The 26,471-nt window shown below is 43.4% G+C and carries 25 protein-coding genes; 14 read left to right on the top strand and 11 right to left on the bottom strand.

The window, feature by feature from the left end:
• Window positions 1–28 precede the first annotated feature (28 nt).
• Window positions 29–985 carry a glycerophosphodiester phosphodiesterase family protein gene (locus DS891_RS11800; RefSeq protein WP_174169887.1) on the bottom strand — a complete coding sequence of 319 codons (957 nt, stop codon included), beginning with the start codon at window positions 983–985 and terminating at the stop codon, window positions 29–31.
• A gap of 871 nt (window positions 986–1,856) precedes the next feature.
• Complete coding sequence (locus DS891_RS11795; protein ID WP_174169886.1) at window positions 1,857–2,891, bottom strand: S66 peptidase family protein; 1,035 nt, start codon at window positions 2,889–2,891, stop codon at window positions 1,857–1,859.
• A 306-nt stretch (window positions 2,892–3,197) separates the two neighbouring features.
• Between DS891_RS11795 and DS891_RS11790 the strand changes: the two genes are divergently transcribed.
• Window positions 3,198–4,187: a rhomboid family intramembrane serine protease gene (locus DS891_RS11790; protein WP_174169885.1), complete on the top strand. Its 990-nt coding sequence runs from the start codon at window positions 3,198–3,200 to the stop codon at window positions 4,185–4,187.
• A gap of 370 nt (window positions 4,188–4,557) precedes the next feature.
• On the opposite strand, the gene DS891_RS11785 is transcribed toward DS891_RS11790, so the two are convergent.
• The 3 genes from DS891_RS11785 to DS891_RS11775 are packed head-to-tail and all read right to left on the bottom strand — an operon-like array spanning window position 4,558 to window position 7,472.
• Window positions 4,558–5,763 (bottom strand): FAD-binding oxidoreductase, encoded by a 1,206-nt coding sequence (locus tag DS891_RS11785; protein WP_174169884.1) that lies wholly within the window; start codon window positions 5,761–5,763, stop codon window positions 4,558–4,560.
• The gene (locus DS891_RS11780) at window positions 5,750–7,156 is read right to left on the bottom strand and encodes an NAD(P)/FAD-dependent oxidoreductase (RefSeq protein WP_174169883.1); all 1,407 of its coding nucleotides are present in this window, start codon (window positions 7,154–7,156) and stop codon (window positions 5,750–5,752) included. Before DS891_RS11780 ends, DS891_RS11785 begins: the two co-directional genes overlap by 14 nt.
• A gap of 4 nt (window positions 7,157–7,160) precedes the next feature.
• Entirely contained in the window at window positions 7,161–7,472 is a 312-nt protein-coding gene (locus DS891_RS11775) for a 2Fe-2S iron-sulfur cluster-binding protein (protein WP_010371949.1), read from the bottom strand.
• 393 nt (window positions 7,473–7,865) lie between these two features.
• Between DS891_RS11775 and DS891_RS11770 the strand changes: the two genes are divergently transcribed.
• Together DS891_RS11770 and DS891_RS11765 are read left to right on the top strand one after the other, a co-directional pair.
• A complete protein-coding gene (locus tag DS891_RS11770; RefSeq protein ID WP_174169882.1) occupies window positions 7,866–8,093 on the top strand; it encodes a helix-turn-helix domain-containing protein in 228 nt (75 codons plus the stop codon).
• Entirely contained in the window at window positions 8,077–8,694 is a 618-nt protein-coding gene (locus DS891_RS11765; RefSeq protein WP_102057317.1) for a GNAT family N-acetyltransferase, read from the top strand. Before DS891_RS11770 ends, DS891_RS11765 begins: the two co-directional genes overlap by 17 nt.
• Before the next feature lie 9 nt (window positions 8,695–8,703).
• Here DS891_RS11765 and DS891_RS11760 read toward each other — a convergent pair whose 3' ends face one another.
• The 4 genes from DS891_RS11760 to DS891_RS11745 are packed head-to-tail and all read right to left on the bottom strand — an operon-like array spanning window position 8,704 to window position 11,024.
• A complete protein-coding gene (locus tag DS891_RS11760) occupies window positions 8,704–9,309 on the bottom strand; it encodes an SDR family oxidoreductase (protein WP_010606178.1) in 606 nt (201 codons plus the stop codon).
• Complete coding sequence (locus DS891_RS11755) at window positions 9,306–9,755, bottom strand: adenylyltransferase/cytidyltransferase family protein (RefSeq protein WP_010371961.1); 450 nt, start codon at window positions 9,753–9,755, stop codon at window positions 9,306–9,308. Before DS891_RS11755 ends, DS891_RS11760 begins: the two co-directional genes overlap by 4 nt.
• A 6-nt stretch (window positions 9,756–9,761) precedes the next feature.
• Window positions 9,762–10,508: an SDR family oxidoreductase gene (locus tag DS891_RS11750; protein ID WP_174169881.1), complete on the bottom strand. Its 747-nt coding sequence runs from the start codon at window positions 10,506–10,508 to the stop codon at window positions 9,762–9,764.
• Window positions 10,509–10,535: 27 nt separating this feature from the next.
• Complete coding sequence (locus DS891_RS11745; RefSeq protein ID WP_010606176.1) at window positions 10,536–11,024, bottom strand: winged helix-turn-helix transcriptional regulator; 489 nt, start codon at window positions 11,022–11,024, stop codon at window positions 10,536–10,538.
• Between the two features lie 406 nt (window positions 11,025–11,430).
• Between DS891_RS11745 and putA the strand changes: the two genes are divergently transcribed.
• The 3 genes from putA (at window position 11,431) to DS891_RS11730 (ending at window position 16,648) form a co-directional block, all read left to right on the top strand.
• On the top strand, window positions 11,431–15,234 hold the full coding sequence (gene putA, locus DS891_RS11740) for a bifunctional proline dehydrogenase/L-glutamate gamma-semialdehyde dehydrogenase PutA (protein ID WP_095728277.1): 3,804 nt from the start codon (window positions 11,431–11,433) through the stop codon (window positions 15,232–15,234).
• Between the two features lie 303 nt (window positions 15,235–15,537).
• Window positions 15,538–16,173, top strand: coding sequence for a LysE family translocator (locus DS891_RS11735; RefSeq protein WP_174169880.1), 636 nt, complete (start codon window positions 15,538–15,540; stop codon window positions 16,171–16,173).
• A 16-nt stretch (window positions 16,174–16,189) separates the two neighbouring features.
• A complete protein-coding gene (locus DS891_RS11730; RefSeq protein WP_174169879.1) occupies window positions 16,190–16,648 on the top strand; it encodes a methylglyoxal synthase in 459 nt (152 codons plus the stop codon).
• Window positions 16,649–16,703: 55 nt separating this feature from the next.
• Here DS891_RS11730 and yegD read toward each other — a convergent pair whose 3' ends face one another.
• Both yegD and DS891_RS11720 read right to left on the bottom strand, forming a co-directional pair.
• Window positions 16,704–18,062 (bottom strand): molecular chaperone, encoded by a 1,359-nt coding sequence (yegD, locus tag DS891_RS11725; RefSeq protein WP_174169878.1) that lies wholly within the window; start codon window positions 18,060–18,062, stop codon window positions 16,704–16,706.
• 273 nt (window positions 18,063–18,335) lie between these two features.
• Window positions 18,336–19,277: a sensor domain-containing diguanylate cyclase gene (locus DS891_RS11720; protein WP_227386927.1), complete on the bottom strand. Its 942-nt coding sequence runs from the start codon at window positions 19,275–19,277 to the stop codon at window positions 18,336–18,338.
• A 286-nt stretch (window positions 19,278–19,563) separates the two neighbouring features.
• Between DS891_RS11720 and DS891_RS11715 the strand changes: the two genes are divergently transcribed.
• From DS891_RS11715 to DS891_RS11680, 8 genes are all read left to right on the top strand, one after another.
• Entirely contained in the window at window positions 19,564–20,346 is a 783-nt protein-coding gene (locus DS891_RS11715) for a sporulation protein (RefSeq protein ID WP_174169876.1), read from the top strand.
• A gap of 289 nt (window positions 20,347–20,635) precedes the next feature.
• Window positions 20,636–21,574, top strand: a complete 939-nt coding sequence (locus DS891_RS11710) for a hypothetical protein (RefSeq protein WP_010606168.1) — start codon at window positions 20,636–20,638, stop codon at window positions 21,572–21,574.
• A 23-nt stretch (window positions 21,575–21,597) separates the two neighbouring features.
• Window positions 21,598–22,497 (top strand): DUF350 domain-containing protein, encoded by a 900-nt coding sequence (locus DS891_RS11705; protein WP_039493655.1) that lies wholly within the window; start codon window positions 21,598–21,600, stop codon window positions 22,495–22,497.
• A 3-nt stretch (window positions 22,498–22,500) separates the two neighbouring features.
• Complete coding sequence (locus tag DS891_RS11700) at window positions 22,501–24,237, top strand: polyamine aminopropyltransferase (protein WP_174169875.1); 1,737 nt, start codon at window positions 22,501–22,503, stop codon at window positions 24,235–24,237.
• Between the two features lie 81 nt (window positions 24,238–24,318).
• Window positions 24,319–24,732 (top strand): DUF2170 family protein, encoded by a 414-nt coding sequence (locus DS891_RS11695; RefSeq protein WP_010606165.1) that lies wholly within the window; start codon window positions 24,319–24,321, stop codon window positions 24,730–24,732.
• A 15-nt stretch (window positions 24,733–24,747) separates the two neighbouring features.
• Window positions 24,748–25,437, top strand: coding sequence for a PspA/IM30 family protein (locus DS891_RS11690; protein WP_102057325.1), 690 nt, complete (start codon window positions 24,748–24,750; stop codon window positions 25,435–25,437).
• Window positions 25,438–25,502: 65 nt separating this feature from the next.
• On the top strand, window positions 25,503–26,141 hold the full coding sequence (locus DS891_RS11685; RefSeq protein ID WP_010371998.1) for a DUF4178 domain-containing protein: 639 nt from the start codon (window positions 25,503–25,505) through the stop codon (window positions 26,139–26,141).
• Window positions 26,138–26,464 (top strand): hypothetical protein, encoded by a 327-nt coding sequence (locus DS891_RS11680; protein WP_069018990.1) that lies wholly within the window; start codon window positions 26,138–26,140, stop codon window positions 26,462–26,464. The genes DS891_RS11685 and DS891_RS11680 overlap by 4 nt, the downstream gene beginning before the upstream one ends.
• The last annotated feature ends 7 nt before the right edge of the window (window positions 26,465–26,471 follow it).

The following is a 26,471-nucleotide window of genomic DNA, read 5'->3' as shown; positions in this document are numbered from 1 at the left end:
AAGTATTTATAACGCTCGCGTGCGCGAGTTAGCGAGCGTCCTGATTGACTCGTTTGTTAGTTTGCGTTGCACGAATAAAATCAAGATCACTAGTGATAACTCCAATACCCGATGTGACAACATCAGAGTAGGGTTGAGTAATCGATTCATGTCGAGACCAAAGATAAACATCCGAACCATAGCTCTGTAATCTTGATGCAAGGCGTTCAGGGTAGCCCCAAAAATACTTTGTCATCGAGGGTGGTATAAAAAGAATGGTGTTCCTACAGGACTCAGGAACTAATCCCGCCCATCCAACTAAAAGATAATTTATTCCGCAACTCTTTACACTACCAACGCTTGCTAACCGTAAAGACGAATCCTTGTTTCGAAACCAATCCATACCTTTTGAAGAGGTAATTACAATATGGTTAGATTTTTTTCCAGCTAGATACTCATATAGAGTTTCGAATGAACGTATGTCGTTATTCTTTAGGTTTAGCCAAAACTCATGCTTTGGATACCGTTCGTAAAACGCCTCTAACTTGGAAATCCTAAAACCTTTTCCTCTAAATGGGAAAGTCGCACCATCATCAAACGTATATCCATATCCTGCATCAAGATTTTTCAACTGCTCAAACGATGTTTTATGTACTGGCCCAGACCCGTTTGTAGCACAATCTAACGTCCAGTCATGAAAGACAACCAGTTGGTCATCACGAGTTCTATGAACATTTAGATGAATTACGTTAGCTCCGGCTGCAACGGAAGAAGCCACTGCTTCTAGTGTGTTCTCAACAGAATTGATGTTTGACGCTTTTATTGAAAGGGCGGTACAGCCAGTTTTTTTTAATTTTTCATAATTAACTGCACTTCCGCCTCCTCGATAGGCCACGATCTCGCCATGTCGCTGCAGGTCAGGAACGAACATATAAGCGTTAACAACTCCTAGTGTGATTATGCAAGACAGTGCGATCAAAAACGTCTTAACTATTTTTATAAACATTTATTACCTGATTCCTTGATCGATGGTCGATGAAAAGCTAGCATTTTTGTATTTATGCGACACGCAGTTTGTGTTGCATAATCGCTTGTTGGACTGAGCTGCTACCCGCTCGATGTGTCAGAGTTGGTGTTGTTTATGCTATGGACTTATTTAGAAAAAGTAGGCTTTTTATAGACATTAGCCAAATCACTTGGTTTGAACAGCTAATCTATTATTATTAATGAAGCTTTCCCTGCATTGCTCAGCGCTTATTATGTATTCATTACACCTAAATTTGCCTTAATAAGCAATTATATTTTTTACGCATACAAAGGCCGCTAGCTTGAGCAATTAAGCAGGTTAATTACTTGATTTTACAAAGCAGCCATAATCAAACATACCCTCCTTGGCTAATATCAAAGCGCATCCATGCGCTTCTCGTTCATTCTTTTTAAACGACGAAAAAGAACGAACCAAGAAAACGTCGCCCCAGCATCACACTCAATCCTCAAACCCTAAGCTGATATAGTGCAACCGCCTTGTAAGGCACGTCCCTGTACCAGACAAGACTTGGCCGACATCCTGTCAGCGCATTGCATATCAGCTCATACTTTTCGGGTGTGATGGAGGGGGAGTAAGTTGCTTGTGAGATCTTCTACGATTTTTATGATTAAGCTGCTTGCAAGCATTGCAAAGACTATCAGCGCAGCCTCCTACCCCACAGTCTAAATAGTTTTGTGGGAGGCGGTTCACCCGCCGAGAAGTTATGCTCTTCTGGTGTGGTTAAGGGGATTAGTTTTGACTGCGAGTTCTAGTTTTTCTCTCAAAGCAGCAAATTTGCCTGCACTCACCAAAAAACTTTTCAGCACAGTATGTCTCCCTCATCACACCATTACAACAAATCAAATACCGGCTCTATCGCATTTAGACTGAAGTTGTCCAGATCCAAGCGGTGCTGTATTCCTAACGGCAAAATCCACTGCGGATCGGTATGGCCGAAATCAAGCCGAGTTATTACAGGTAAACTGTCACAGCCAAACTCATCACGTACAACCGATAAAATCACCTCATCAAGCGCAGCCATCTCGCGCTCGCTGTAATCCCGTGCACGGCCAATCATTAAGCCGGATATTTTTTCAAACACCCCCATCACCCCATAGTTACGTAACCAAAAGCGAATATAATCTTGACTAGGTTTATCCTCAGAGGTTTCTAAAAATAGCAATTTGTCTTGCCAAAATGACGGCGATGGCCAGTATTCTGTGCCTTTTAGCATCTCCATCACTTCAAAACAGCCGCCAAATAGCCGCCCTTCCACTTGCCCAGTACCTTGCAGTACTTTTGGACCATTTGTCGCAATTGCGGGATGCAGCTTACCGACGTTTTCTGGTATTGCCCACTCCGGATAGCCATGAGAATAAGCTTTGAATATTGGATAATGGACTTCACCTAGCAGCGCCTGCACTAAATAGGCTTGATATTCAGCACTAGCATTGTGGTACTGGGAGAAACCGGCCATGACTGATGGGCCGTTAAAAGTGACTAATCCCCATTGGTTCAGCAGTGTGGTCAGCGTGGAAAAATCAGAATAGCCCATCATAAACTTAGGGTTATTCAAGATAACGGATTTATCTAAATAAGGTAGGATCCGCGCGGAATCTGAACCACCAATAGAAGAAATTATCCCGGCTATATTCGGATCGGCAAAGGCATCATTAATATCTTTTGCACGTAATTGCGGCTGTGAAAAGAGTACGTCTGCAGCCGTTCGAGCCGACGGCATTTCGACAATATTAAAACCAAGCGAACGCAAGTTTGCCAGCCCTTGATCAAAGATGTGGGGAAATATACCTGGGCCACCCCAGCTAGGTGATACAATCGCAAGGGTATCACCTCGGTTTAGTTTTTTAGGCTTGCGCAATTGCACCGTTTATCCTGCCTTAATGGAATATTCATTAGCGACTAGATATATCCAATTAAGACTACAAAATCAAATACTCACTCAAGCTTTCATCTCGAAACGGAACTAAATAAACAGATGTGGCCTTGCCTTTCATTAGCAAGAGATAAGCATGAAAATAATGATTAAAAATAAGTAACCCTGCTACACTTGGATTTGCTATACCAATTGCAGCAGCCTTGTATTTCGTTTCTTAATTTTTTTAGTTAGGATAAGCAACAAGGCTACATGTTAAGCCTTGTTGCAACTTATCACTTAATAAAGCGAGGTAAGATGGAAAAGACTGCATCTATAGAGGAAGTTAGAGCTAAAGTTGGAAGTGGTAAGATATTTTCAGGTGAGTCAAACGTAAACAGAGCTATTTCTAAATGGCATATACTCTCACCACTTTTTATAGCTTTACCATACAGTCAAGATTTTAAACCGGTCATGCTTGTTGATGGCTTTAAGAAAAGCGCATTTAAATTTAACAAGAAAAAATCTCAGTTCATCATCATATACTCAATATTCGCCACATTAGTCTCATTACTTTTATTCACATATACAAAAAATGAAAAACTACTAAACCTTACCTTATCAGGACTAATAGTAACGCTATACTTAACAATTGACTACATCACAATTTCAAATAATCTGCAGAGCCTAACTGATAGAAATGTGTTTATCTCTAACCTATCACACAGGTATAAAAAACATGCTGAAAAATGGTTTTTTATATGCTTAGCCATAGGATTAATTCAAGTATTTGTAAACTACTTAGCAGGTGGGTTTGAAGAAGCAGCGTATCGATATGGTGGGATTTATAAGTTAATTATGGCAGGTGAGTGGTGGCGAATTATCACAGCATCATTCTTTCACTCTGGATTAACCCACTGGTTTAGTAATCTTGCTTTCGCATTGTTATCAGGTCCATTATTTATAGCATTAGTGAGAAGAACAGGGTTATTTGTTTTTATTTCAGGTTGTATCACTGGAGCTATATCTGCATATTTTTTGTATTTTTTTGGTCTCACCTCTGCTGACGCATATGGCGGAATTTCTGCAGGAATATATGCATTACTTGGTTACATCACCATTAACTCATATAAAAACAAAAATATAAAAACTGGAAACCTGCACATATCAATAGTTAACTTTTTATTTATGAGCACCGCTTTAAGCGCACTACTATCACATTCGATTAGCAATACTGCACATATATCAGGATTTATTACTGGGGTTTTACTAGCATTCTTGTGCAAACACCGAGACAAATATAAATAGTGGAATACTTCACTATTTATATTTATCACCTTGTAAAGTTCAGACTAACTTAAAAAACAACTCAGACTGTCAATTAGATATTCTAACGATACATATATATGTTAATTTAACAAGTTCGAGTTAACTTAGGTGACAGTTTGAGCTTAGCACATCATTTCAACAATATTAAAACCAAGCGAACGCAGGTTTGCTAACCTTTCCTCAAAGATGTGAGGAAATGTACCTGGGCCACCCCAGCTAGGTGATACAATCGCAAGGGTATCACCTCGGTTTAGTTTTTTAGGCTTGCGTAATTGCACCGTCTATCTTGCCTTAATGGAATATTCATCAGCAACTAGATATATCCCATTAAGACAACAGAATCAAATACTTATTCGAACCTTTCAACGCGAAACGGAGCTAAATCAACAGAGGTAGGTTTGCCTGTCATGAGTTCAGTAATAAGCGTGCCAGTAATGGCCGACATTAAAATCCCCGTCCTAAAGTGCCCACACGCATTAATGTAACCTTCCACGCCATCAACGGGGCCCAAAATTGGCAGCTCATCCGGTGTACCAGGTCTAAGTCCTGCCCAACAACGTTTAATACTCGACTCTTTTAGCACTGGCAAACATTTCATAGCACCTTGTGACAACTCGGTGATTTTATCTAGACTGTTGGTGGTATCGAAGCCTTTTTCCTCCGTTGATGAGCCAATTAAAATCTCGCCGTTGTCTTTTTGTGCAATGTAGCAATCACTGGTACTGATACAACCATTTAATACTTTCGGCATACGCTCAGACAGCACTATTTGACCCTTAACAGGGTAAACTGGCATGTGTTTACCTGTCGCCTGATGGTAAATGTCATCCGCCCAGGCACCAGCAGCATTAATTAGAGTCTCGCAATGCAGGCTTTGATCTTGCGTCTTCACGCCTATCACCTTACTGCCTTCACGCAGTACCTCTAGCACTTCGGTATTCAAAAATAACTCAACACCATTTTGGCGTGCACCTTCGGTATACGCATCAACTAACCGGTATGGGTTTACCTGATGGTCGCAAATAAAATCTATTGCACCAATCGCATCAGGAGTGATGTAAGGCTCCTCTGCACGTAATTGCTGTTGGTCTAACCATCGGATCTGCGAAGACAAATTAGGGATCCCTGACACTATACTATCTGCATATATTTCATCATCGCGATTGTACATAATGAATTTAAGACCGGTACGTTCAAACTTAAAGTCGACATCGTGTCTGGTCAGCATTTCCTCATGCAGTGCTGGATATAACTCGTTTGACTTGAGCGCAAGTTCAAAAAAGCATTCTGGTAATTGATGCGGCCGCAATGTTTCCGCAGCTTCGGTATCGCCTTCACTTTGGAGCTTCGACAAGGTTTTGAAGAAGATCACACCACAGCCAAGTCCGACCGACTCACCAATCGCCCATAATCCACCCGCAGATGCACGAGACGCGTTACCCGGCTTTTTTAAATCCACTAACGCGATTTTTAGGTTGGTATCGCGACTTAAAAAATAGGCACAAGCAGCGCCTATTACACCGCCACCTGCGATAATGACATCATACTGCTTCATGGTTTTTCTCCAGTAAAGTAAATGGAATTGGGTCAAGCGGGAATCTTGGCCTTATCACGCCCAGCGTACCTAAGTGCCCTGCCGCATGCAGTCGATCTAACGCATAGCTAGAACACATTTTTCCTTGGCAGTCTCCCATGCCAATACGAGTTCTCATTTTTACGCTAGATAAATCTTTTGCACCTTGTTGCAATGCTAAATCGAGTTGCTGGCGTTTTACTTGTTCGCAGCGACACACCACGGTATCTACCTGGGTTAACGCAAGCAGCCCCTCTCGGCGCGCCGAGAAGCGGTCAAATCCTGCTCTAAACTTCTGTGCTTGCTTACGCTTAGTTTTGAGCTTGCGCATCCGCGTGTGGAAGATCGATTCGCTTAAACAGGCTTGTTCATAGGCAAGCATGGTTGCGGCCATTTTCCCTTCAATGATAGCCGCTTCCGCACCTAGCAAACCATTGGTGTCACCACAGACAAAAATTGAATTTAAGCTGCTGCGTAAATTGTCATCTAATAAAGGCACATAACCATTCGTGGTGGTGTACTGATGAGAAACCCCAAGTAGCATGGCAAGCTGGGTACGGGCAACAAAACCATAGCCAACTCCCAAACTATCCACGGCTAAATGCTGTTCTTTTGACAAGTCCGCATGCCAATGCTCATCGTAAGGCGCTACGGTAACGCTAGAGAGTTTTTCTTGGCCTTCTGCTTTCACAATGCCATAACCATACTTGAACGGAATATTATGCTTTTTGAGATACGCCAACATACTCAATCCCGAAAGCGTAAGCTTAGGTTTATTGAGCAGCGCCACGGTCTCTTTCGCCAGTTCACTAAAGCGACTCGCTTCATATACGCCAACCACTTGTGCACCGGATTTATGTAACTGGCAAGCAACCAGTGGCAATAATGGTCCAGTTCCGACTAACGCCACTTTTTTCCCTGGTCGAACTAACCCACTTTTAAGCTGAAGTTGCATCCCACCCATTAACATCACACCAGGTAACTGCCATCCTTCAAATGGCACACTGCGCTCATGACAACCAGTTGCCAGAACCAACTTGGTGTAATCTATTTGTGTTAACTGATTTTGTGTTTGCAACAACAAACCGCTTTCGCCTTCAGGCCCAAGCACTTTGGTTTGTAGTTGTAGTGTTATATCTTGTTTATGATGTTCGTAGCGTACCTTTAGTGCAGCCATCGCACGTTTAAGATTTTCATCTAAATGAGGAAGCTTACTTGCTTGTCGAAGTGGCCCGCGATAGATCACCCCACCAATTTTTGGTGCTTCATCCACTAAGGTGCTAGTAATGCCATATTTAGCCAGCTCAGCTGCACAGCTAACGCCAGCAGGCCCTGCACCAACAATAACGATTTTTTCTTTTTGACAATTAGACATCACACTATACTCCAACCTGCTTGAAACGATTTTGTTTAGTTTCAACCTGCATGTTGGGTTGTACTAAGGTTTGGCAAGCCTTTTGTTTATGTTGCTTGTTTATCGTTACCTGACAACAATGACAAACGCCCATACCACAATAAGCACCAGATACGGCTTCTCGATCGCTTTCCATAATTTGCTTGTAGTTCGCCGCAAGCAAAACAGACAACACGGTTTCACCGTCGCATGCGTTAACCGCAATGTCGTCGATTTGAATTTGGAACTGTAACCCCTCAGGGTCTGTAATATCTTGCGTTCTGGATAATTCAGACATGAAAAAATGCTCCTTCAATAAAGTCGCACAAAGCCTACTATCCAAATATTAAAAATAAACATTTTATTTACTTTATTCACTTTAATTTGATCCAAATTAACTTTTAAGCACTCTCGCGCTAATTCTGTTCAATTCGGTGCAAATGCTGCACTCACCTCACTAAAGCAGTGCAATATGAACGTATTTACAGACCAACAAAAACCGCATCCTATTGATATTAAATAGCTTTAATTTCTGGCACAGTTTTTCCTTATTAAACGACACGACGGATGAAAGGAGCGTAATTATGTACACTTTATATCAAACGATGTACTTACTTTGGCATTTGGATGTGAGTATCTGGCCTGTGCACGATACAGCAACAAACCCTGTAGATGGTAAGGAAGAAGCGCAATGACACTTGGCAAACTAGAAACTGCAGTACACGCAGTAATGAACGATATGCTCACCCCATCACAAGCTGCAAAAGCCTATCATGTGTCGCAGCGAGCACTTTACGAAGCACTGCGACGCTCCCAAGAGAAACAGCAAACTCGATGGCAAAAGTTAATGCATGAAAAGGCAAGGCTTGAGCAAAGTCTGGCTCGGATAAATAAGGAACTGCATGAACAATTTGTCTAATACCGCTATGCAGCTTCGCATTATTCAGGCGCCTAGCTTGAAATACAATCGCTTAGATTGTCAGCTTTGGGTAAAACAGCTCAGTGCGCTGACGCAAGCCTGTATTAATCTTGGCGCCTCTATCGGCTTTTTGCCCTCTTCCTCTAGCAGAGCAATACAAAACTACTGGTGGCAGGTATTCGATGCTGTGATCAAGTCGCAAAAGACGCTTATTATCGCTGAACTTAATGGCGTAATGGCAGGTTGTGTGCAACTCTCGCCGGCAACAAAAGATAATGCTCAGCACCGGGCTGAAGTTGAAAAGCTATTAGTTCATCCGAATAGCCGACGAAAAGGCGTAGCAACAAAGCTGATGCAAGCCATAGAGCAAGAATCTACACGGCAGCAGATATCGTTACTCGTCCTTGACACACAATCGGATTCGGACGCAGAAATCTTATATCAGAGCTTGGGCTTTAAAGTTGCTGGGCAAATCCCTCATTTTGTCAGTGATGAGCGCGGTGACTTCCATGCCACCACATACTATTACAAACTGCTTGCACCGACCTTGCGCAATCGTATTGAGAACGTAGCTCTAGTGCATTATGCCAATGAATATTAGCAAAACAGTCTAATCAAGCGACTCGCTACGACTTTCGTTCAGGCGATAAAAAAACAGCTTACCGATGTGCTGTGGTGTAGTTACAGCCTCTAAGATTGGCGCGGCGCCTTGTGGTATGCTCATCACATTGGGATTGTTGATAGTAAGACCATCGCGCAGTTTAGTATCTATTGCCCCGGGGCACAGTACCGCTATTTTGTAGCCGTCCTTGTGAAGACCTTTAGATAGAGTCACCACGCCCGCTTTCGCCGCACAATAAGACGTCCAATCTTTGTAACTGTTAAATGCCGCCGTCGACGCCACATTGATCAAATGCACCGCTTTGTTTGCTTTAATTGCAGCACGAGAAATTAAATAAGTGCCGATTAGGTTTACTTCGATGTCACGGATCCAAAGACTTGGGTCAGAGTCTGCCACTAAACTTGAGTAAAGCGTTCCTGCCGCATTGATTACACAGTCATAAGATTTGTCGTCAAAAAAACGCTCAACTTCAGCTGGTTTAGAAACATCAAGCTGCGCGCGCGATGGCGCTTCCACTTCATGTCCTAAGCGCTTCAGTTCATCGCTTAAATAAGCGGCAAGACCACCCTGTCCGCCCGTTATTAACACTTTCATTTCTGTGGCTCTGGGATTGGATGATTGTCGCTTTGCTCAATCAGCTTTTTATACTGATCGTAGATTTTTTGCTTTAAGTTACTAGAGCTAACGCCAGCACCATAAGGAAAGTAAAATACCTGAACCCCAAGCTCTTTCAGATAATCATATTTTCCCTTCCAATCATCGCCAATCACGAACACATCAATATTTAGATTTTTCACCGTTTCACGATGATCTAAAGTACGTTGTGGAATAGCAAGATCTGGGTCTCTTAACCCTTCGATAATCGCCAAACGCTCTTCAAATGGCACTGCTGGTGGCTTTTTATAAGAACAAACAAGTTCATCGGTACTTACACCAACGATCAACGTGTCCCCTAAACCTCGGCCATAACTAATCATTTTTAAATGATTACTGTGAAATAAATCAAATGTTCCTGAGACATAAACAATTTTATTTTTCATAAATTGCTATTTCCCTCCAGCTAAATCAATAAAAGTTCCTGTAACAAAGCTTGCTTCGTCACTTAAAAGCCAAGCGATGGCATTGGCAACCTCAATCGCGGTTCCACCTCGCTTCAGCGGTAAAAAATCGGCTAGACGATCAACTCGGTTTGGTTCGCCACCGTCGCCGTGAATATCGGTATAAATACAGCCCGGTCTCACGCAGTTCACGCGGATCTGCTCAGCGGCTAATTCCAGAGATAAACCTTTAGTGAAGCTGTCTATTGCACCTTTTGCAGCCGCATAGTCAACATACTCATTAGCCCCACCTAAATAAGAAGCTGCCGACGATACATTCACCATTGCGCACTGTGCTGGATTGGCACTCAAACGCATATGTTTAATTGCTTCGCGAGCACAAATAAAATACGGCGTAACATTATTAGTAAGCATATTGTTGATGCGCGCTGCGGTCATGTGTTCAACTCGAGTCTGCACGTTCAGCATGCCAGCGTTGTTGACCAAATGCGTTACCATGCCAATATCGGTCTTTATCTTGTCAAACATTGCCTCTACAGATTTTTCGTCTGTGACATCTGCTTGTAACAAATGCGCTTTACCATTATTACTTAGGATGGTATCAGCAACCGTTTCTGCGGCTTGCACGTTCTGCTTGTAATTTATAACAACAGTAAATCCTTGTTGTCCCAGCAGTTGAGCCGTTGCCGCACCAATCCCACGGCTCGCACCGGTGATAAGTACCAGTTTTTGCATCTATTATTCCTTAAACTGGGTCAACAGTTACTGATAGTTCAGCACCTCTACACCCATGTCTTCTTTGACGTGTTCTATCACCATATAGGTATGATTTGTGCCAACTCCAGGTATTTCAACGATTTGACCTAATACCTCTCGATATTGACGCATATCTTGGACTCGGATCTTAACTAAATAATCAAAGCCACCTGCTACCATATCACAAGAAACGACGTTGGGGATTTTTACAATGTGCTGTTTAAACACCTCAAATACCACTTCGGTCGAGCTTTTCAAGGTGATCTCCACATGCGCAACCAAATGCTGGCCAAGTTTCGCGGCATTTAATCTTGCCGTATATCCTTCGATATACCCCTCGGACTCGAGTTTTTTTACTCGATCGAGGCAAGGACTCGGACTCAAGTTTACCTCTTTCGCCAAGTTTACATTAGAGATCCGAGCATTGCGCTGAAGCGCGTCTAAGATTGCTAAGTCGATGCGATCTAATACCCGAGTTTTAATGGAAGTCGTCATATCAGCATAAAATTTTGTGAGGGTTTGAGATTACCCGCAAATTTACCGTATTCGTTGAAAATAAAACAGCATATTCTGCTGTCTTTTCGATAGAATGCCCGCGAAATTAACGATAAAGAACAAAGCGGCTTGTTTCAGCCTTTAACGCAACTTTGTTCGAACATTTAGATTATGCATTCTGGCTAAAATTTGAACCCCCAAATGGGTGTGTTATGGTTAGCAATGTGACTGCATCATTTTGTCGTAATTGAGGCTTCCTATACAAATTAAACTACACTTTCAACCTTTGGTTGCATAGTTTGGCATCAGTTCAGATGTAGTTTTGTAATCTACACATTAAGGTGTGTGATTCCATAGGCAGGCGCGAATTACATGTATTTTTGACTCCAATTTTTGAGGGTTGCTTATGCTTTATAACGGCGATTTGACAACTAACTGTCCTATCCGACAAAAGATCCGTGATTTTTACCGCATCGATGAGAACGCAGTAATTGATCATATTTTACCTTTAGCTGAGGTAGGCGTTACAGCTCGAAGCCGAGCATGGGAACGTGCACGTCAAATGGTATTGAACATTCGTAGAGATCAAGATGGTCAAAACGGTGTCGACGCGCTTTTAAATGAATTCTCTCTTTCTACCGAAGAAGGCGTGGTACTGATGTGTTTGGCGGAAGCTTTACTTCGTGTACCAGACAAAGCAACGCAAGAAAGCCTAATCCGTGACAAGCTCGCACAAGGCGACTGGAGTTCACACTTAGGCAGCAGCGACTCGTTATTTGTTAACGCTTCAAGCTGGGGTCTACTCGTTACTGGTAAAATGGTTAATTATTCAGACAAGAATAAAGAAGAACAATTTGGCGTGCTAAAACGCACAATTGGTCGTCTTGGTGAGCCAGTTATCCGTAAATCCGTTAACTATGCAATGAAGATCATGGGTAAGCAGTTTGTAATGGGTGAAACCATTCAAGATGCTATCGATCGTGCCGCTGATAAAGAACAAAAAGGTTATGTATATTCGTACGACATGCTAGGTGAAGGCGCACGTACGATGAAAGATGCAGAGCGCTACTTCCAAAGCTATATGAACGCCATTCACGCAATTGGTAAAGCAGCGAAAGGCCGTGGCCCAATAAAGAGCCCTGGTATATCTGTAAAGCTTTCAGCTATTCACCCACGCTATGAATTCACACATCGCGACCGCGTGATGGACGAGCTTGTACCTAAGCTAAAAGAACTTGCAATTGCTGCGAAAGAATACGATATCGGTTTCACGGTTGATGCGGAAGAAGCGGATCGTTTGGATATCTCACTAGATGTCATCGAGGCTGTATTCTCAGACGACGCGCTTGGCGACTGGAATGGTTTTGGTCTTGCAGTGCAAGCATATCAAAAGCGTGCCATTTTCGTTGTTGAATGGGTGGCTGAACTTGCTCGTCGCGTAGGCCGTAAACTGATGGTGCGTCTAGTTAAAGGTGCTTACTGGGATACAGAAATCAAAACCACTCAACAAGATGGTCTTGAGCACTTCCCTGTGTTCACCCGTAAAGCAACGACTGACGTTTCTTATAAAGCGTGTGCTATTAAGCTACTAGAAGCACGTGATGCGCTTTTCCCACAGTTTGCAACGCATAATGCTTACACCGCAGCAACTATCCTAGAAGTTGCCAAAGGCGACAACAAAGGGTTCGAATTCCAACGTTTACACGGAATGGGTGAATCACTTTACGACCAAATCGTTGAAAACGAGGGTATTCAGTGTCGTGTGTATGCGCCAGTTGGTCAGCACGAAGACCTACTTGCTTATCTGGTACGCCGTCTACTTGAAAATGGTGCAAACTCATCATTCGTAAACGCGATTGTTGATACCACTAAGCCTGTTGAGTCACTACTTCCTGACCCTGTAGAAACACTGCAAGGCCTACGTAACCGTTACAATACGCAGATTAAACTACCTATCGAGCTTTATGGCGATGAGCGTCCAAACTCAAAAGGTAAAGACCTAACAGACATCAACGATTTAACACCGTTTAAAGAAAACCTAGACAACTGGTTTAACGAACACCTAATCGATGAAAGCCAAGTACCAGAAGGTCACCTTGCTGTTCGTAACCCTGCGAATCACAAACAAGTGATTGGATCTGTGCCTTTACACGATGAAGCACATATGCAAAGCGTGCTTGCCAATGCTGATGCGGCTTTTGAAAGTTGGTCTCAAACCTCTGTTGAAGAGCGTGCAAACTTACTACGCCGCACTGCTGACATCCTTGAGCGTCACCATGACGAACTTGTTGCTATCTGTATTAAAGAAGCAGGTAAAGTAACCCAAGACAGCATCGATGAAGTACGTGAAGCCGTTGACTTCTGTCGCTACTATGCAGCGCGTGCAGAAGAGCTTTCTAAAGATGAGCGTTTTGAAGCTCGTGGCGTGATTTTATGTATCAGCCCGTGGAACTTCCCGCTTGCGATCTTCTTAGGTCAGGTAGCTGCTGCTATCGTGACGGGTAATACCGTTATTGCAAAGCCTGCTGAACAAACCAGCATGATTGCCCTGCGTTGTATTGAATTAATGCATACCGTTGGTTTACCAGAGCACGTAGTACAACCGGTTATCGCACGCGGTAGCGAAGTGGGTAAACACATCGTGCCTGACGAGCGTATCCAAGCGGTTATGTTCACAGGTTCAACAGAGACAGGTACGCTTATCTCACAAATTCTTGCTGAGCGTAACGATATTCAGGTTCCTCTGATCGCAGAAACTGGTGGTCAAAACTGTATGATCGTTGACTCAACAGCATTACCAGAGCAAGTGGTTGACGATGTTATTTCATCAGGTTTCCAAAGTGCCGGTCAACGCTGTTCAGCACTTCGTGTGTTGTTCTTACAAGAAGATGTTGCTGACGGTATCATTGAAATGATCCAAGGTGCGCTTAAAGAGCTACATATCGGCGACCCATCGCTACTATCTACAGACGTAGGCCCAGTAATCGACGAAAAAGCGCTGACCACTTTGACTAAGCATGTTGATTACATGAAGTCGAACGGTAAGCTCCTATTCGAAGCTAAGATCCCTGATAACAGCGAGAACGGTGCTTACTTCTTCGCGCCTCGTCTATATGAGATTTCTGATCTATCCGTACTTAAGCGTGAAGTATTCGGTCCGGTAGTCCACGTTGTACGCTTCAAAGCAGATCAACTTGATAATGTGATCGACCAAATCAATGGTACGGGCTACGGTCTAACGATGGGCGTTCATTCACGTATCGAAGAGCGCTGCGAATACCTAGCTAAGATGTCGCGTGCGGGTAACGTATACGTGAACCGTAACATGATTGGTGCGATCGTTGGTGTGCAACCATTTGGTGGTCGTGGCCTATCTGGTACAGGTCCAAAAGCAGGTGGTCCAAACTACTTAGTTCGCCTTGTGAAAGAAAAAGCGTCACCAGACAACGTACAAATGACAGATCTGACGCCTGATGAGCTAGAGATCCACCACTTCCCAGGTGCCGTTGAGCAAGTTGAAAAACTGATGCAAAACTCTAAGCGTGATGAGAAGATCTGGCGTCGTACTGCGCTTAATGACCGTGTTTCGGCAGTGCGTCAGCTACTTGCTAAAGTGGCAACGGTAGACATCATTGATGAGCTGGCGGATGATTTGTCATTAACGCTTTCTGATGCGCGTGCTCAGCTAAACCGCTTAGAAAAGCGTATGCGTACTTACACAACGCTACCAGGACCAACTGGTGAATCGAACACGCTGCACTTAGAAGCGCGTGGTTGTGTAGTGGTATATGCCGATAAGAGTACGTCGTTCAACTTCTGGGCGATATCAATTATCACAGCACTTGCTGCCGGTAACACAGTGATCACAGTAGCCTCTGACTTATTCTATGAAGAAGCATTGGCATTTAGAGATAAGTTCATCTCAACTGGCGTTGCTGAAGGCGTATTCCAAGTAGCGAAGCAAAACCAGCTACAAGCGATTTTGGCACACCCTCACCTTGCAGGTGCTGTTGTGGCTGCGCGCTCTTCACGCCTTGGTTACTTCTCACAGCAACTTGCAGAGCGTAAAGGTGCTATCCTGCCGGTGATCAGTGCAGAGTACTACGATACGCTTATCAATCGTCTAGTGACTGAGAAAACCATCAGTATCGATACCACAGCTTCTGGTGGTAACACTTCACTGATGACGCTTGTTGAAGACGAAGAGTAAGAGAATATAAATCGCTATGCTAGACATAGCGGTTTTATCGAACAAAGCCAGCGTAAGCTGGCTTTTTTATAGTAAAAATCAGGGCTAACTACCATACACAATAGCAACTTTAAAAATTGCTCAACTCAGAGGAAACAGCCACAATACAAAAAAGATGATTTAATCACGGTGAAAAGACCACTAATATTGTTGCTCTGCATAATAATGTTAGAATTTCAAAGTATAAAATAACCACAATAATACCAATTTCATGCATATTGGCTATTCACAAAAACGATATAAAAACCAATAACGAAAAGAAAAATGTTAAACCTTGAATACTTATTCTCATTTTTAATTGCTAGCACGGTGATTGCCGTAGCTCCAGGTCCATCTAATGCATTTTTAATGGCGCAGACCTTTACTAATGGCCGCGTAGCTGGCATGCAAAGCGCATTAGGCTTTGCGCTCGGAGGGGTGATCCACACACTCTTTGCCGTTGTTGGCTTATCCGCACTCCTAAAAGCCTCAGAGACCGCCTATACCACAGTGCAATATCTCGGCGCAGCTTACTTAGCTTATCTAGGTATAATGACTATCAAAGAAACGCTTGGAAAGGCGCAGATAGCTTGCGAGGAAAAACCGCACGTGAGCACCAAAAAGCCTAAAAACGTGATGTTCCAAGCAATGATGACAGAAGTCTTAAACCCCAAAGTCGCCCTGTTTTTTATTGCATTTATTCCTCAGTTTGTCGATAGTAGCTTGGCGACCTCGACAACAATGCAACTGGCCATGTTTGGTTTACTGTATCCTATTTTAGCTTTTCCCATCGACTGCATGTATATCTATGGTGGTGATAAAATCGCAGGCTATTTTAGGCGGCATCCCACAGCGCCAGTGTGGATTGATCGTATTTCAGGCTTAATTTTTATCGCATTGGCAGTCAATTTATTACTCTAAACAGGGAGCAGCACACATGCAAAAACGTTCACAGCCACTGCCAGCTAAAAAGCACATTGCTTTGGTTGCACACGATGGCATGAAACCAGCCCTACTTGAGTGGTGTCAGACTCACTTAGATAGCCTTAAGCAGCACAAGCTTTACGCCACGGGCACAACGGGTAATCTGATAGAAAAGCATACTGGTTTAGAAGTCACCAAACTATTTAGTGGGCCAATGGGTGGCGACCAGCAAATTGGTGCCAAAATCGCGGAGCAAGATGTTCATGTCTTGATTTTCTTTTGGGATCCGCTCGCGTCACAGCCTCACGATCCGGATGTAAAAGCACTGTTGAGACTGGCTGCTGTTTGGAATATTCCCGTTGCCTGTAATGAAGCGACGGCAGATTTACTGATGGCGTGCGATAAAATGAACCAGCCAATCGCAAGGCATTTACCTGATTATGGGCAGTACCTTGCTAGTCGCTTAGATTGATAAAATAGATGAGTATGGAAGCGGTTTGTGACCGCTTCTTTGATTTTGACTTCGATTATTTAAATATTTTATCCGCCCACTTAGTCAAGCCTGCAGTAACACTCCCAAAGTTATCCCCGTTCACCATTTCAATATCACCAATTTGCTGTGCAAGCGTTGCCTTGAGTAACGGTGATTGCGCGCTACCGCCAGTCAGATAAATTACATCGGGTTTTGATCCCGCTTGATGAATGGCTTCTTTCGCAAGCCCCCCCATCTGTTCTAAGTTCGACATGACCGACTCGGCAAAATCTTGCTGCGTAAATTCAGAGGCTAGCTGTGGTTCAATAAAACCAAGATCGGCATTAAACTTTGCTTGCTCAGAGAGTGCAATCTTGCCGAGTTCACCTTCACGAACCACCTGATGGGTAAGTTTGTTCTGTTGAATATGAAGTAAACGCGCCAGCTTTTGCGGCTCAGCGACATCTCGCAACATGCTTTGCAATTCTCGCGCTAATTTATCGCTGTAGAAGTCTAGTTGAGACTGAATATCATTGATTTTACATGCCTGCCAATAGAGTTGACTAGGCATCGGCAAACCTGAGCTCATGTTAGATCCGAGACCACACAACGGCATTAATTGGTGATAAGCTAGCGCAATATCTAAGTCGTTACCGCCGATACGTTTGCCTGTATGCGCTAAAAAGTCTTGCTGGCGTTGTGTGTTATTGCGATAGCTTGGCCCCATTCGGACAAACGAACAATCGCTAGTACCACCGCCGATATCAACCACCAGTACAAGTTTATCTTGCTGAAGACGGCTTTCGTACTCAATTCCCGCTGCAAGCGGTTCGAAGAGAAAATCCACTTCCTTAAACCCAGCTCTTTTTGCAGCGGTGGTAAGAATATTAACCGCTTGTTGATTGCTTTCCTCTCCACCGACGGACTGAAAATTAACAGGTCGACCAATCACAGTGTCGGTAATGGACTGTTGCAGCTGCGACTCGGCACGACGCTTAACCTCCACCATCATCGCCGCAGCAATATCTTCAAAGAAGGCGATTTGTTGAGGTTTAAGTCCAACCGCCCCAAAGAAGGACTTGGGTGATTTAACAAAAAAACCTTCTTCGGGAAATTCGATATACTCAGAAATTGCCGCTTGACCAAAAAAAACGCCCGCTTCATGTGCTTCTAAATCAAGATCGCGCTTAGCTTGCTGTGCTACCGTTAGCAGACCTTGGCGAGACTGCGTGTAGACTGGATCTGGCTCATTGAGATGACGATTAACAAATGCAGGAATTAACGCATTGTGCATCGCATACATAGTTGAAGGCAGGTAATATTTATCTTGCTCGAGATGCAGTAAGTCCACTTCACCATTTTGCATGACACCCATCGCACAATTAGAACTTCCGTAATCAAACCCGACTTTCATTCTCTACCTCAAACTGCTGAAAAGTCGCGAAGTGTATCATGGTTGTCGTTATTGTCAGATGAATTTATCTAGGTTCTCACATCTTTAATAGGCTTATTGCGAGGAGCATAGCGGAATAAGCCTGTTGGATCTCAGTCTCCACCATTTTGCATAACACACTAGACATAGCACAATGAGAGCTTAGTTAATCAAACCCGACTTTCATTCTCTACCTCAAACTGCTGAAAAGTCACGCCGTGTATTATGGTTGTCGTTATTGTCAGATGAATTTATCTAGGTTCCAACATCCTTAATCGGTTTGTTGTGGAAAGCATAGCGCACACTGTCAGATTGCTTGGCTTGATACATAGCGGAATCTGCCTGTTGGATCCCAGTCTCGATGTCGAGGTTATTAAACAGACTGACACCGATACTAATCCGACAACTTAGTTTATTGCCTTCAAAGAGATATGGTTTATCTACCTTGTTGATTATTTGCTGGCAGATCCCAACCACATGAGATTCGGCTTGAGGCTGTTGTGGAGATAAATGAGTAATTAAAATCACAAACTCATCACCTCCCCAACGGATCACCACATCATCCTCACGTACGCTAGCACTCAAACGCTGAGCAACCGCCTTGAGTAACTGATCCCCGACATGGTGACCATGCAAGTCATTTACTTTTTTAAAATCGTCAAGGTCCAAAAACAAGATTGCGCTGTAACTACCAAACAGCTGCCCGGCATGGAGTTGCTCCATCAACCCATGTTGGAGAACATGGCGATTCGGTAATTCGGTTAATTGATCATGATACGCCAGCTTCTCGGCTTCAAGATACTCCAACTTACGATCATTGATATCCCGAGATAACACGATAAAACGTGTTTCAGCATGATTATCGCTTGCAGTGACAACCTTACGGGCGATAGAGACTTCAAACCAACGCTCGCCAACAGGCGTAGACAAGTGAATATGGCTGCCGTGTGAATAGCCGTTAACTTTTGCTTCCTGTAATGCCCGCATCACTATTTTAGCGGCTTGCTCTGGCATCACTTCAGTCACCGTATGGCCAATCAATTGTTCTGCAGGCGCGACTAACAACTCAGGGCGGAGTATTCTGGCGTCCCAGTGTCGCCCCTCTTCGTCTAGTTCAAACATCAAGTCCGGCATCGCACTTAATGTCGACGCCAATTCCTCATAGCTCGGTTGCGCCAAAGCTTGAGTGCGGGCCATACGACGATCCTTGACCATGAGGCGTTGCAACATCCTGTTCCATAATTCTATAAACTTGAACTTTGCAATTTGAAACATGCCAATGAACACAGCTCATCTACGGCTATCGTTATAAAATAATATACCAATTTTACGAATAATGACTAATTACCGACTGCATCAAAGAAAATATTTTCAAGTCATTGGCTTCGAAAGAGAAAAGCAATTGACGAATAGATAATAATTCCTATAATCGACACAGCAGCGCTTTCCATGATGGAAGGTCACAAGATATATAAGGATGACTATGTCTTTTTTCAAAAAAGCCCTTGGCGCAGTCGGTATCGGTGCAGCAAAAGTAGATACCATTTTAGAGACCCATCACGCCTCTCCTGGCGAAGAAATTTCTGGAACGGTTAAAATCATCGGTGGCAAAGTTGCTCAAGAGATCAACAAAATAGATCTTAACGTAATGTGTAACTACACGGTTGAAAGAGAAGACAGTGAAGGTGAAACAACGACCATCACTAAAAACCACACCCTTGCTAAATTTCAAATCAACGAACGATTTACTATCGAACCCGGTGATGAAAAGCACATTCCATTTGCGCTTGACCTCGCTGAAGAAACCCCGCTTACCGTTGGACAATCCAAAACTTGGATTGCTACCAACCTTGATATTGATATGGCGCTCGACAAGTCAGATAGGGACTATTTACACATAGTACCTACCGAGCTACAACAAGCGGCTATCGATGCGATGGAAGCGCTTGGCTTTAAACTCTATGAATCAGACTGTGAAGGTATTGATGAAGTATCTTTCTCACGCCTCCCATTCGTACAAGAGCTAGAGTTTAAAACGATCACAGGTTACTTCCATGGTCGCTTTGATGAAGTGGAAGTGGTTTTCTTTAATCGCGGTGAGCAACTAGAAATTATCTTTGAGATTGACCGCAAAGCGCGAGGCTTTAAAGGCTTCTTTGCGGAGGCGCTAGACCTTGATGAATCAAAAGCCAGATTGCTGATAGATGAAACTGATTTAGAAGACCTAGAAGATGCCATTTATGACATTCTAGAGGCAAATTGCTAAGGTATATTAACCTTGTAGTATCGATAGATTTATATTGATGCTTTGGTGATCGTTGCATTCATACGAATGCAACTTCTATATGAACAAACTCTATTATTATCCCAGTTCACCTAACGCTATGGTTTATATTAATACAAATGTTAAGGTGTATAGATAATAACTCTCTAGACTGATTTATTGTTACAATTTAAGCCCATTTAACATGCCAATCACGGCACGTTTGAGTTGACTTAAGCTCAATAAAACAGCACATTTAAATGAACGGTCAAGGTAGATTAGGTGACAATGAATGTCCAACTTTAGAATTTGGAAACTGGTTAGCCTACTGTGTGTTTTGAGCCTAATGCTGGGCTGCGAATCGAAAGAAGAACGTATCCAGCAAACCATTACACATACACTTCAAGAAGCTTCAACAGCGATAAATACGCTGGGAACCGCCCTTGATAAAAAGCAGGTGAGAAATGCCAACCTTTTGACTGAGTATGGCAAAGTACTTAGTCAGCAAAAACCTCAGCTCAGTGAAATTGCGCAAATTATTGCTCAAGACGCAACAAGCAGTGGAACCTTATATCAGAGTTTATTGACTCGTTATCAGTCCCTCAAGTCCCCCGCTCCAAGTATGAACAGCGACGACATTATCAACCAAGCAGTGTTGTTAAAAGAAGCCGCTTCCATCAGTTTGTTCAATGATGCGCTGACAGATCCAATCAATGTTTTAGCTGATATGTCAGATGGCAAGCTAGCGCGAGTTGGCGCTATTAGTCAGCAGGCGGAACAAGCGGCAAACGGTCAGACCAGTGTCGGCAATCAGCTTGTTGGCAATGCCAACTATGGCGAATGGCAGACTAACTCTAACGGCACTAGCTTTTGGATGTGGTATGGCATGTATCGCATGCTTGGAGATATTGTCGGTGATGTGGAATATGGCCGCTGGAGTAAACATCGCAGATACAGTTACTACAGCGACTATGGCCGCCACAGATACACCAGTTATAAAGGCTACAAACGCCAAACTGAGCTCGCCAAACGTACTCAACAATCGTATCAACGCCAAGGCAAACAGTTTACCAGTCCCTATGCCAAGAAAAAGTCTGGCGCTTCAGGGTTAAGTCGAAGTAGTAACACCCCATCAGCAGTAACTCGAAGCAGCTATTCTCGAACATCAAGCTACGGCTCTGTTCGCAATAGCTCAAGTAGAACCTCCCGTGGCGTAAGCCGGGGCAAATAGCGCATATATAGCGGAGTTAACACATGTACCAATTTAACGGATTAACAGCTTGGACTTTTCAAGCATTGCTAATAGATATGGCGGTGATCGTCGCGTTATTTGTTAGCTTAAAATACATCAAAGGTTGGGTATCTAACCTTCATGCAAACGATGAAATCACAGAAAAAGACAACTTTGCATTTGGCCTCAGTTTTGCTGGTGGTTTAGCAGGTTTGGCCATTGTAATTTCAGGTATTTCAAGTGGTGCTTTTGCCAGTTCTTTAGCTCAAGAAGCGCTACAAATGGCGGGCTATGGTATCGTTGGTATCATCCTTATCAAGCTCGGTCACTTTTTCCAAGACAAAGTCGCGCTACGCAAGGTAAACCTCCATGACGAAATCGTTAAAGGTAATGTCACCTCAGCACTGATTGACTTTGGCCATGTGGTGAGCGTTGCCATTGTGATCCGCTCAGCTCTACTTTGGGTACTCACAGAAGGCTGGTATGGCTTACCTATTGTGGTTGCAGCCTTCATTATTGGTAATATTTGTATGCTGCTTGTGAGCCAATACCGAGTACAACTATTCAAGCGCACCAACAAAAGTGGCGACTGTTTACAGCAGGCAATTAAAGACAACAATATCGCGGTTGGGATCCGCTACGCGGGCTTTTTAATCGGCTCAGCACTGGCACTGACTGCAGCGTCCGGTTTAGCGCCGTATGTAGCGGACAACATTAACTCAAGCCTACTTTACTGGAGTATTGCTGCACTGGGTAGCATTGTGCTTTTCATCGTCTTACACCTCGTTATGATAAAAATTATTCTGGCGGGTAAAGATATTTCCGATGAAGTGAACAGACAAAAGAATGTTGGTGTTGCTGCAATCTCAGCCGCGCTTTCTTTTGCGATTGGTACGACTATGGCAAGTTTGTTAGGTGCATAACCCTTGAGCGCATCTGCACCACAAACTTCAGCAAGAGTGACCGGCAACTGGTCGTTGTTCGGTCACGATACCCTACTTATTGGCGTTATGGCCATTTTGGCCGGTTGTGGCCTAATCTACGAATATTTACTTTCCCACTATGCAGGCCGCGTTTTAGGCTCAGTAGAGAGCGCGATTTATGCCATGATAGGCACGATGATCGTGGCCATGGGCATTGGCGCATTTTTAGCGCGTTGGTTTAAAGATCCTTTTACCGCTTTTGCATGGCTTGAAAGCCTAATCGCGCTACTCGGCATGAGCAGTATTTTGGTGATCGCCAGTGTTATAGCACTTACCTATACCCTGCCCCATACACTTTCCAGCCTTTATAGCCTGCCTCCTGATAGTGTCTTAGATGGTATGCCATTTGCGCAATTACAAGCATTTGCCCGATTTTTACCTTATGTTTTCGGCCTCATCCTAGGCATTTTAATTGGCATGGAAATTCCGCTGATTGCTAGGATCCGTCAACAAGTGTATGGCCGCTTCCTTGAAAATAACGCAGGTACCATTTACGGTGCAGATTATATCGGTGCTGGTATTGGTGCCGCTATTTGGGTCACGATTATGCTTGCACTGCCAATAATGCAAGCAGCAGCGTGGACTGCGCTATTTAATATCATTGCAGGACTTATCTTCCTATGGCGTTACCATGCTCATGTCCGTTTCGCTAAGCTGCTGTTTGCTTGCCACTTTATTCTGCTTGGTATCTTTTTTGTCATCCTGAGCCATGGCTCCCTCTGGATGAAAGATCTCAGCAACGTGCTTTACAAAGACAAGGTGATCTATTCAGAATCAACGAAGTATCAACATGTTGTCATCACTGAGCGATTGAGCCGCGCACAACCGATGCCAATTAACGATTTATTCTTAAATGGTCGATTACAGTTTTCATCTGTAGATGAACAGATCTATCACACTATGCTCGTTTATCCTGCAATGCTGGCTTCTAACCGGCGCGAAAAGGTATTAATCATTGGCGGCGGAGATGGTCTGGCACTTCGAGATGTACTGGAATGGCCTGTTGAAAATGCAACCTTAATCGATTTGGATGGGCAACTGCTCTCACTATTTGGACTACAAGGGCAGCCCTACCCCGCTAGACCGAACATCACTAGTCAATTAACTCAATTAAATGGAGATGCGTTAAATGACCCAAGAGCAACCGTTATCGTTGCAGATGCATTTTTAGAAGTAGAGAAAATGCTCGACCAAGGTAGACAATTTGACACCATCATTATTGATTTACCCGACCCAAATCACCCTGATTTGAATAAGCTATATAGCGACTACTTTTATAATCATGTGCGTCAATTACTGGCACCCGATGGCGCACTCGCTATTCAATCAACGTCTCCCTATCACGCCAAAAAAGCGTTTATTAGCATAGCTAAAACAGTAAAACATGCCGGGTTTACGCATGTTGAGCAATATCAGCAGAATATTCCCTCATTTGGTCAATGGGGATGGACAATCGCAACGAGAACAGGACAACCAGCAAGTGCTAGGATCCGGTCGGTCGAGTCTTTGCCTGTTCCAAGTAACTGGATAAACAAAGAGTATTTACTTGCTACTTTCGCTTTCCCAAATCGCTTTTTTGACGGAGCAAAAGATATTGAAGTCAACCAGTTAGGAACGGGCAGACTATACGATTATTATCGTCAAGCATGGCAAACGGAAGATGAGTTGTATAAAAATTAGCGCACGGCCATTGACATATTATGTCTTACGTGCAACTCTTAACTCAGACATAATATGTCAAAACAAAAAAGGTAAATGAAGATGGAATTAAATGAACTATCAATCAAATTAGCATCATTTGAAACAGAAGGTGCTAACTTCGAATCTTTCTTAATCGCCAATGAAGGCGAGCAAGATGTATTGCAAGTGATTGTTGACGGAAATGACGAATTACCAATTTTTGTGACTCAGACTGAAGAACAACTTGTATGCATTAGTTACCTATTTAAAGAGAATGAGGTAAAGCCTGAGTTGCTAAACGAGTTAAATGAAGCACTATTAAAACTGAATGTGCCGATCCCGCTGAGTGCGTTTGCTAAAATTGATGAGCAGTATGCGATATTTGGTGCTCTAGCCGTTTCCTCCTCAATTGATGAGATCACGCACGAACTGGTCACCCTCGCGGACAATGCAATCGAAGCATTGGAAGCCGTGACTGTGTATTTGAATGAGTAATATTGGAGTTGTGAAATGAGTATTTTAAAGAAATTATTTACTGCTGTTCGTGGTGGCGCTAGAGAAGTTGGTGAGTCAATTGTTGACGCAAATGGCATTCGTATTTTTGAGCAAGAAATTGCTGACGCACAAAACGCATTAGCTAAAGCCAAAAAGAACTTAACAGAAGTAATGGCGAAAGAGATGCAGACAAAACGCAAATTAGCTGCACTTGACGAAAGCATTATCGAGCATGAAAACTATGCTGGACAAGCGCTGGAAAAAGGTAACGAAGCTTTAGCGGTAGAAATTGCAGAGAAAATCGGTGAATTTGAAGTTGAGCGCGCAGAGCACCAGCAAGTGCTAGACGGTTTTAGTAAACATGTGATCCTGTTAAAACAGCAAATTAAAGAAGCTGAAAAAACGATTAAAGAAAACCAGCGCCAACTAACAATGGTAAAAACCACAGACAGCGTTCAAAAAGCAACCATGGCAGTAAACAGTACGCTAAATACCAATACGTCATCTATGGTAAATGCACGTCAGTCGCTTGAGCGTATCAAGCAACGCCAGCAAGATAGGCAAGATCAACTGGCTGCAGCAAAAGAGCTTGAAGCCGCTGCAACGGGTGCAGATCTAAAAGCCAAAATGGCAGAAGCTGGAATTGGCTCTACGCAAAAGAGTAATGATATTCTTGAACGTATTAGAGCGAAACAAAGCAACTAATATTTGCCGAATAGAAAAAGGAGGCCTCGCCTCCTTTTTACCCTTTTTGATTATGTAGGTGCATTATGTTTGGCTTTTTTAAATCAAAAAAAACTCCTGAGCGACAACTTACTCATGCAAAAGATCTGAAAGTTGGGGATATGCTCACCATCATTGATTCATTTGCTTACCCTAGCTGGCTCAAGGGGCAAACCCTAAAAGTGGTTGGCGTACAAACTTACCAATTTGAGCGCAGCGCTGCATATGAATTTGTTCTCGAAAGTGATTCAGGTAACATTACTTTTTTGCAAATTGAACAAAGTGACGGTGAGGAATATGCGAATTTTTCTATCAAAATCCAAAGAGAAGACGTCGACGCTATTTTTACGCTTGATGAATTTGCGCGTATTTTCGATGAAGAAGCACTGACCCACATCGACACCCACGCCACTCCAGAGATTTTCGAGCGATTTTTAGGTAAAAGCTATCAACAAAGTGAAGCGCCCTACGTTTGCTATTTTTACGATAGCGATTATCGCGGTCGCGCCTTGCCACGCTATCAAGATGAAAGTGGCGAAGTATGTGAAGTTATCGAGTTACTTAGTCCTGACGAAAAGTTCGCTATCAATATCGAGATCTGGGATGGGGGGGAAACTGACGTGTCACTAACCATGTGTCGCCCACTGAGCGATATTGTCGACCTATTTCCTGGAGCTAACTCGTGACCACAAGAGAAGACAAGTGGAAACGTCAAGAAGTGGCATTGAGGGCCACACAAATGGCCTTCGATTTAACCACGGAAGTACAAAAAAGCATTAAAAAACAGGCGATAGACGAAGAGCTAACGCCATCCGATATGATCAGAAAGATCCTTGATTTAGAAGTTAAATCGAAGAAAACTCGGCAACGCTTATCCTTCAATCTAACCGATGAAGAAATCGCACTTCTGGCGGAACGTTTTGGCGTTGACCCCAACGACAAACGGGCCGTAAAGCAACAGGTCGCCAATATGCTGCTTAGTCGCTATACAGAAAATAAAGGAAAATAATTGGCTG

Source organism: Pseudoalteromonas sp. JC28, assembly GCF_013319255.1.
Classification (GTDB): Bacteria; Pseudomonadota; Gammaproteobacteria; order Enterobacterales; family Alteromonadaceae; genus Pseudoalteromonas.
The sequence above is the reverse complement of the archived record's forward strand: the minus strand, read 5'-3'. Positions and strand labels throughout refer to the sequence as shown.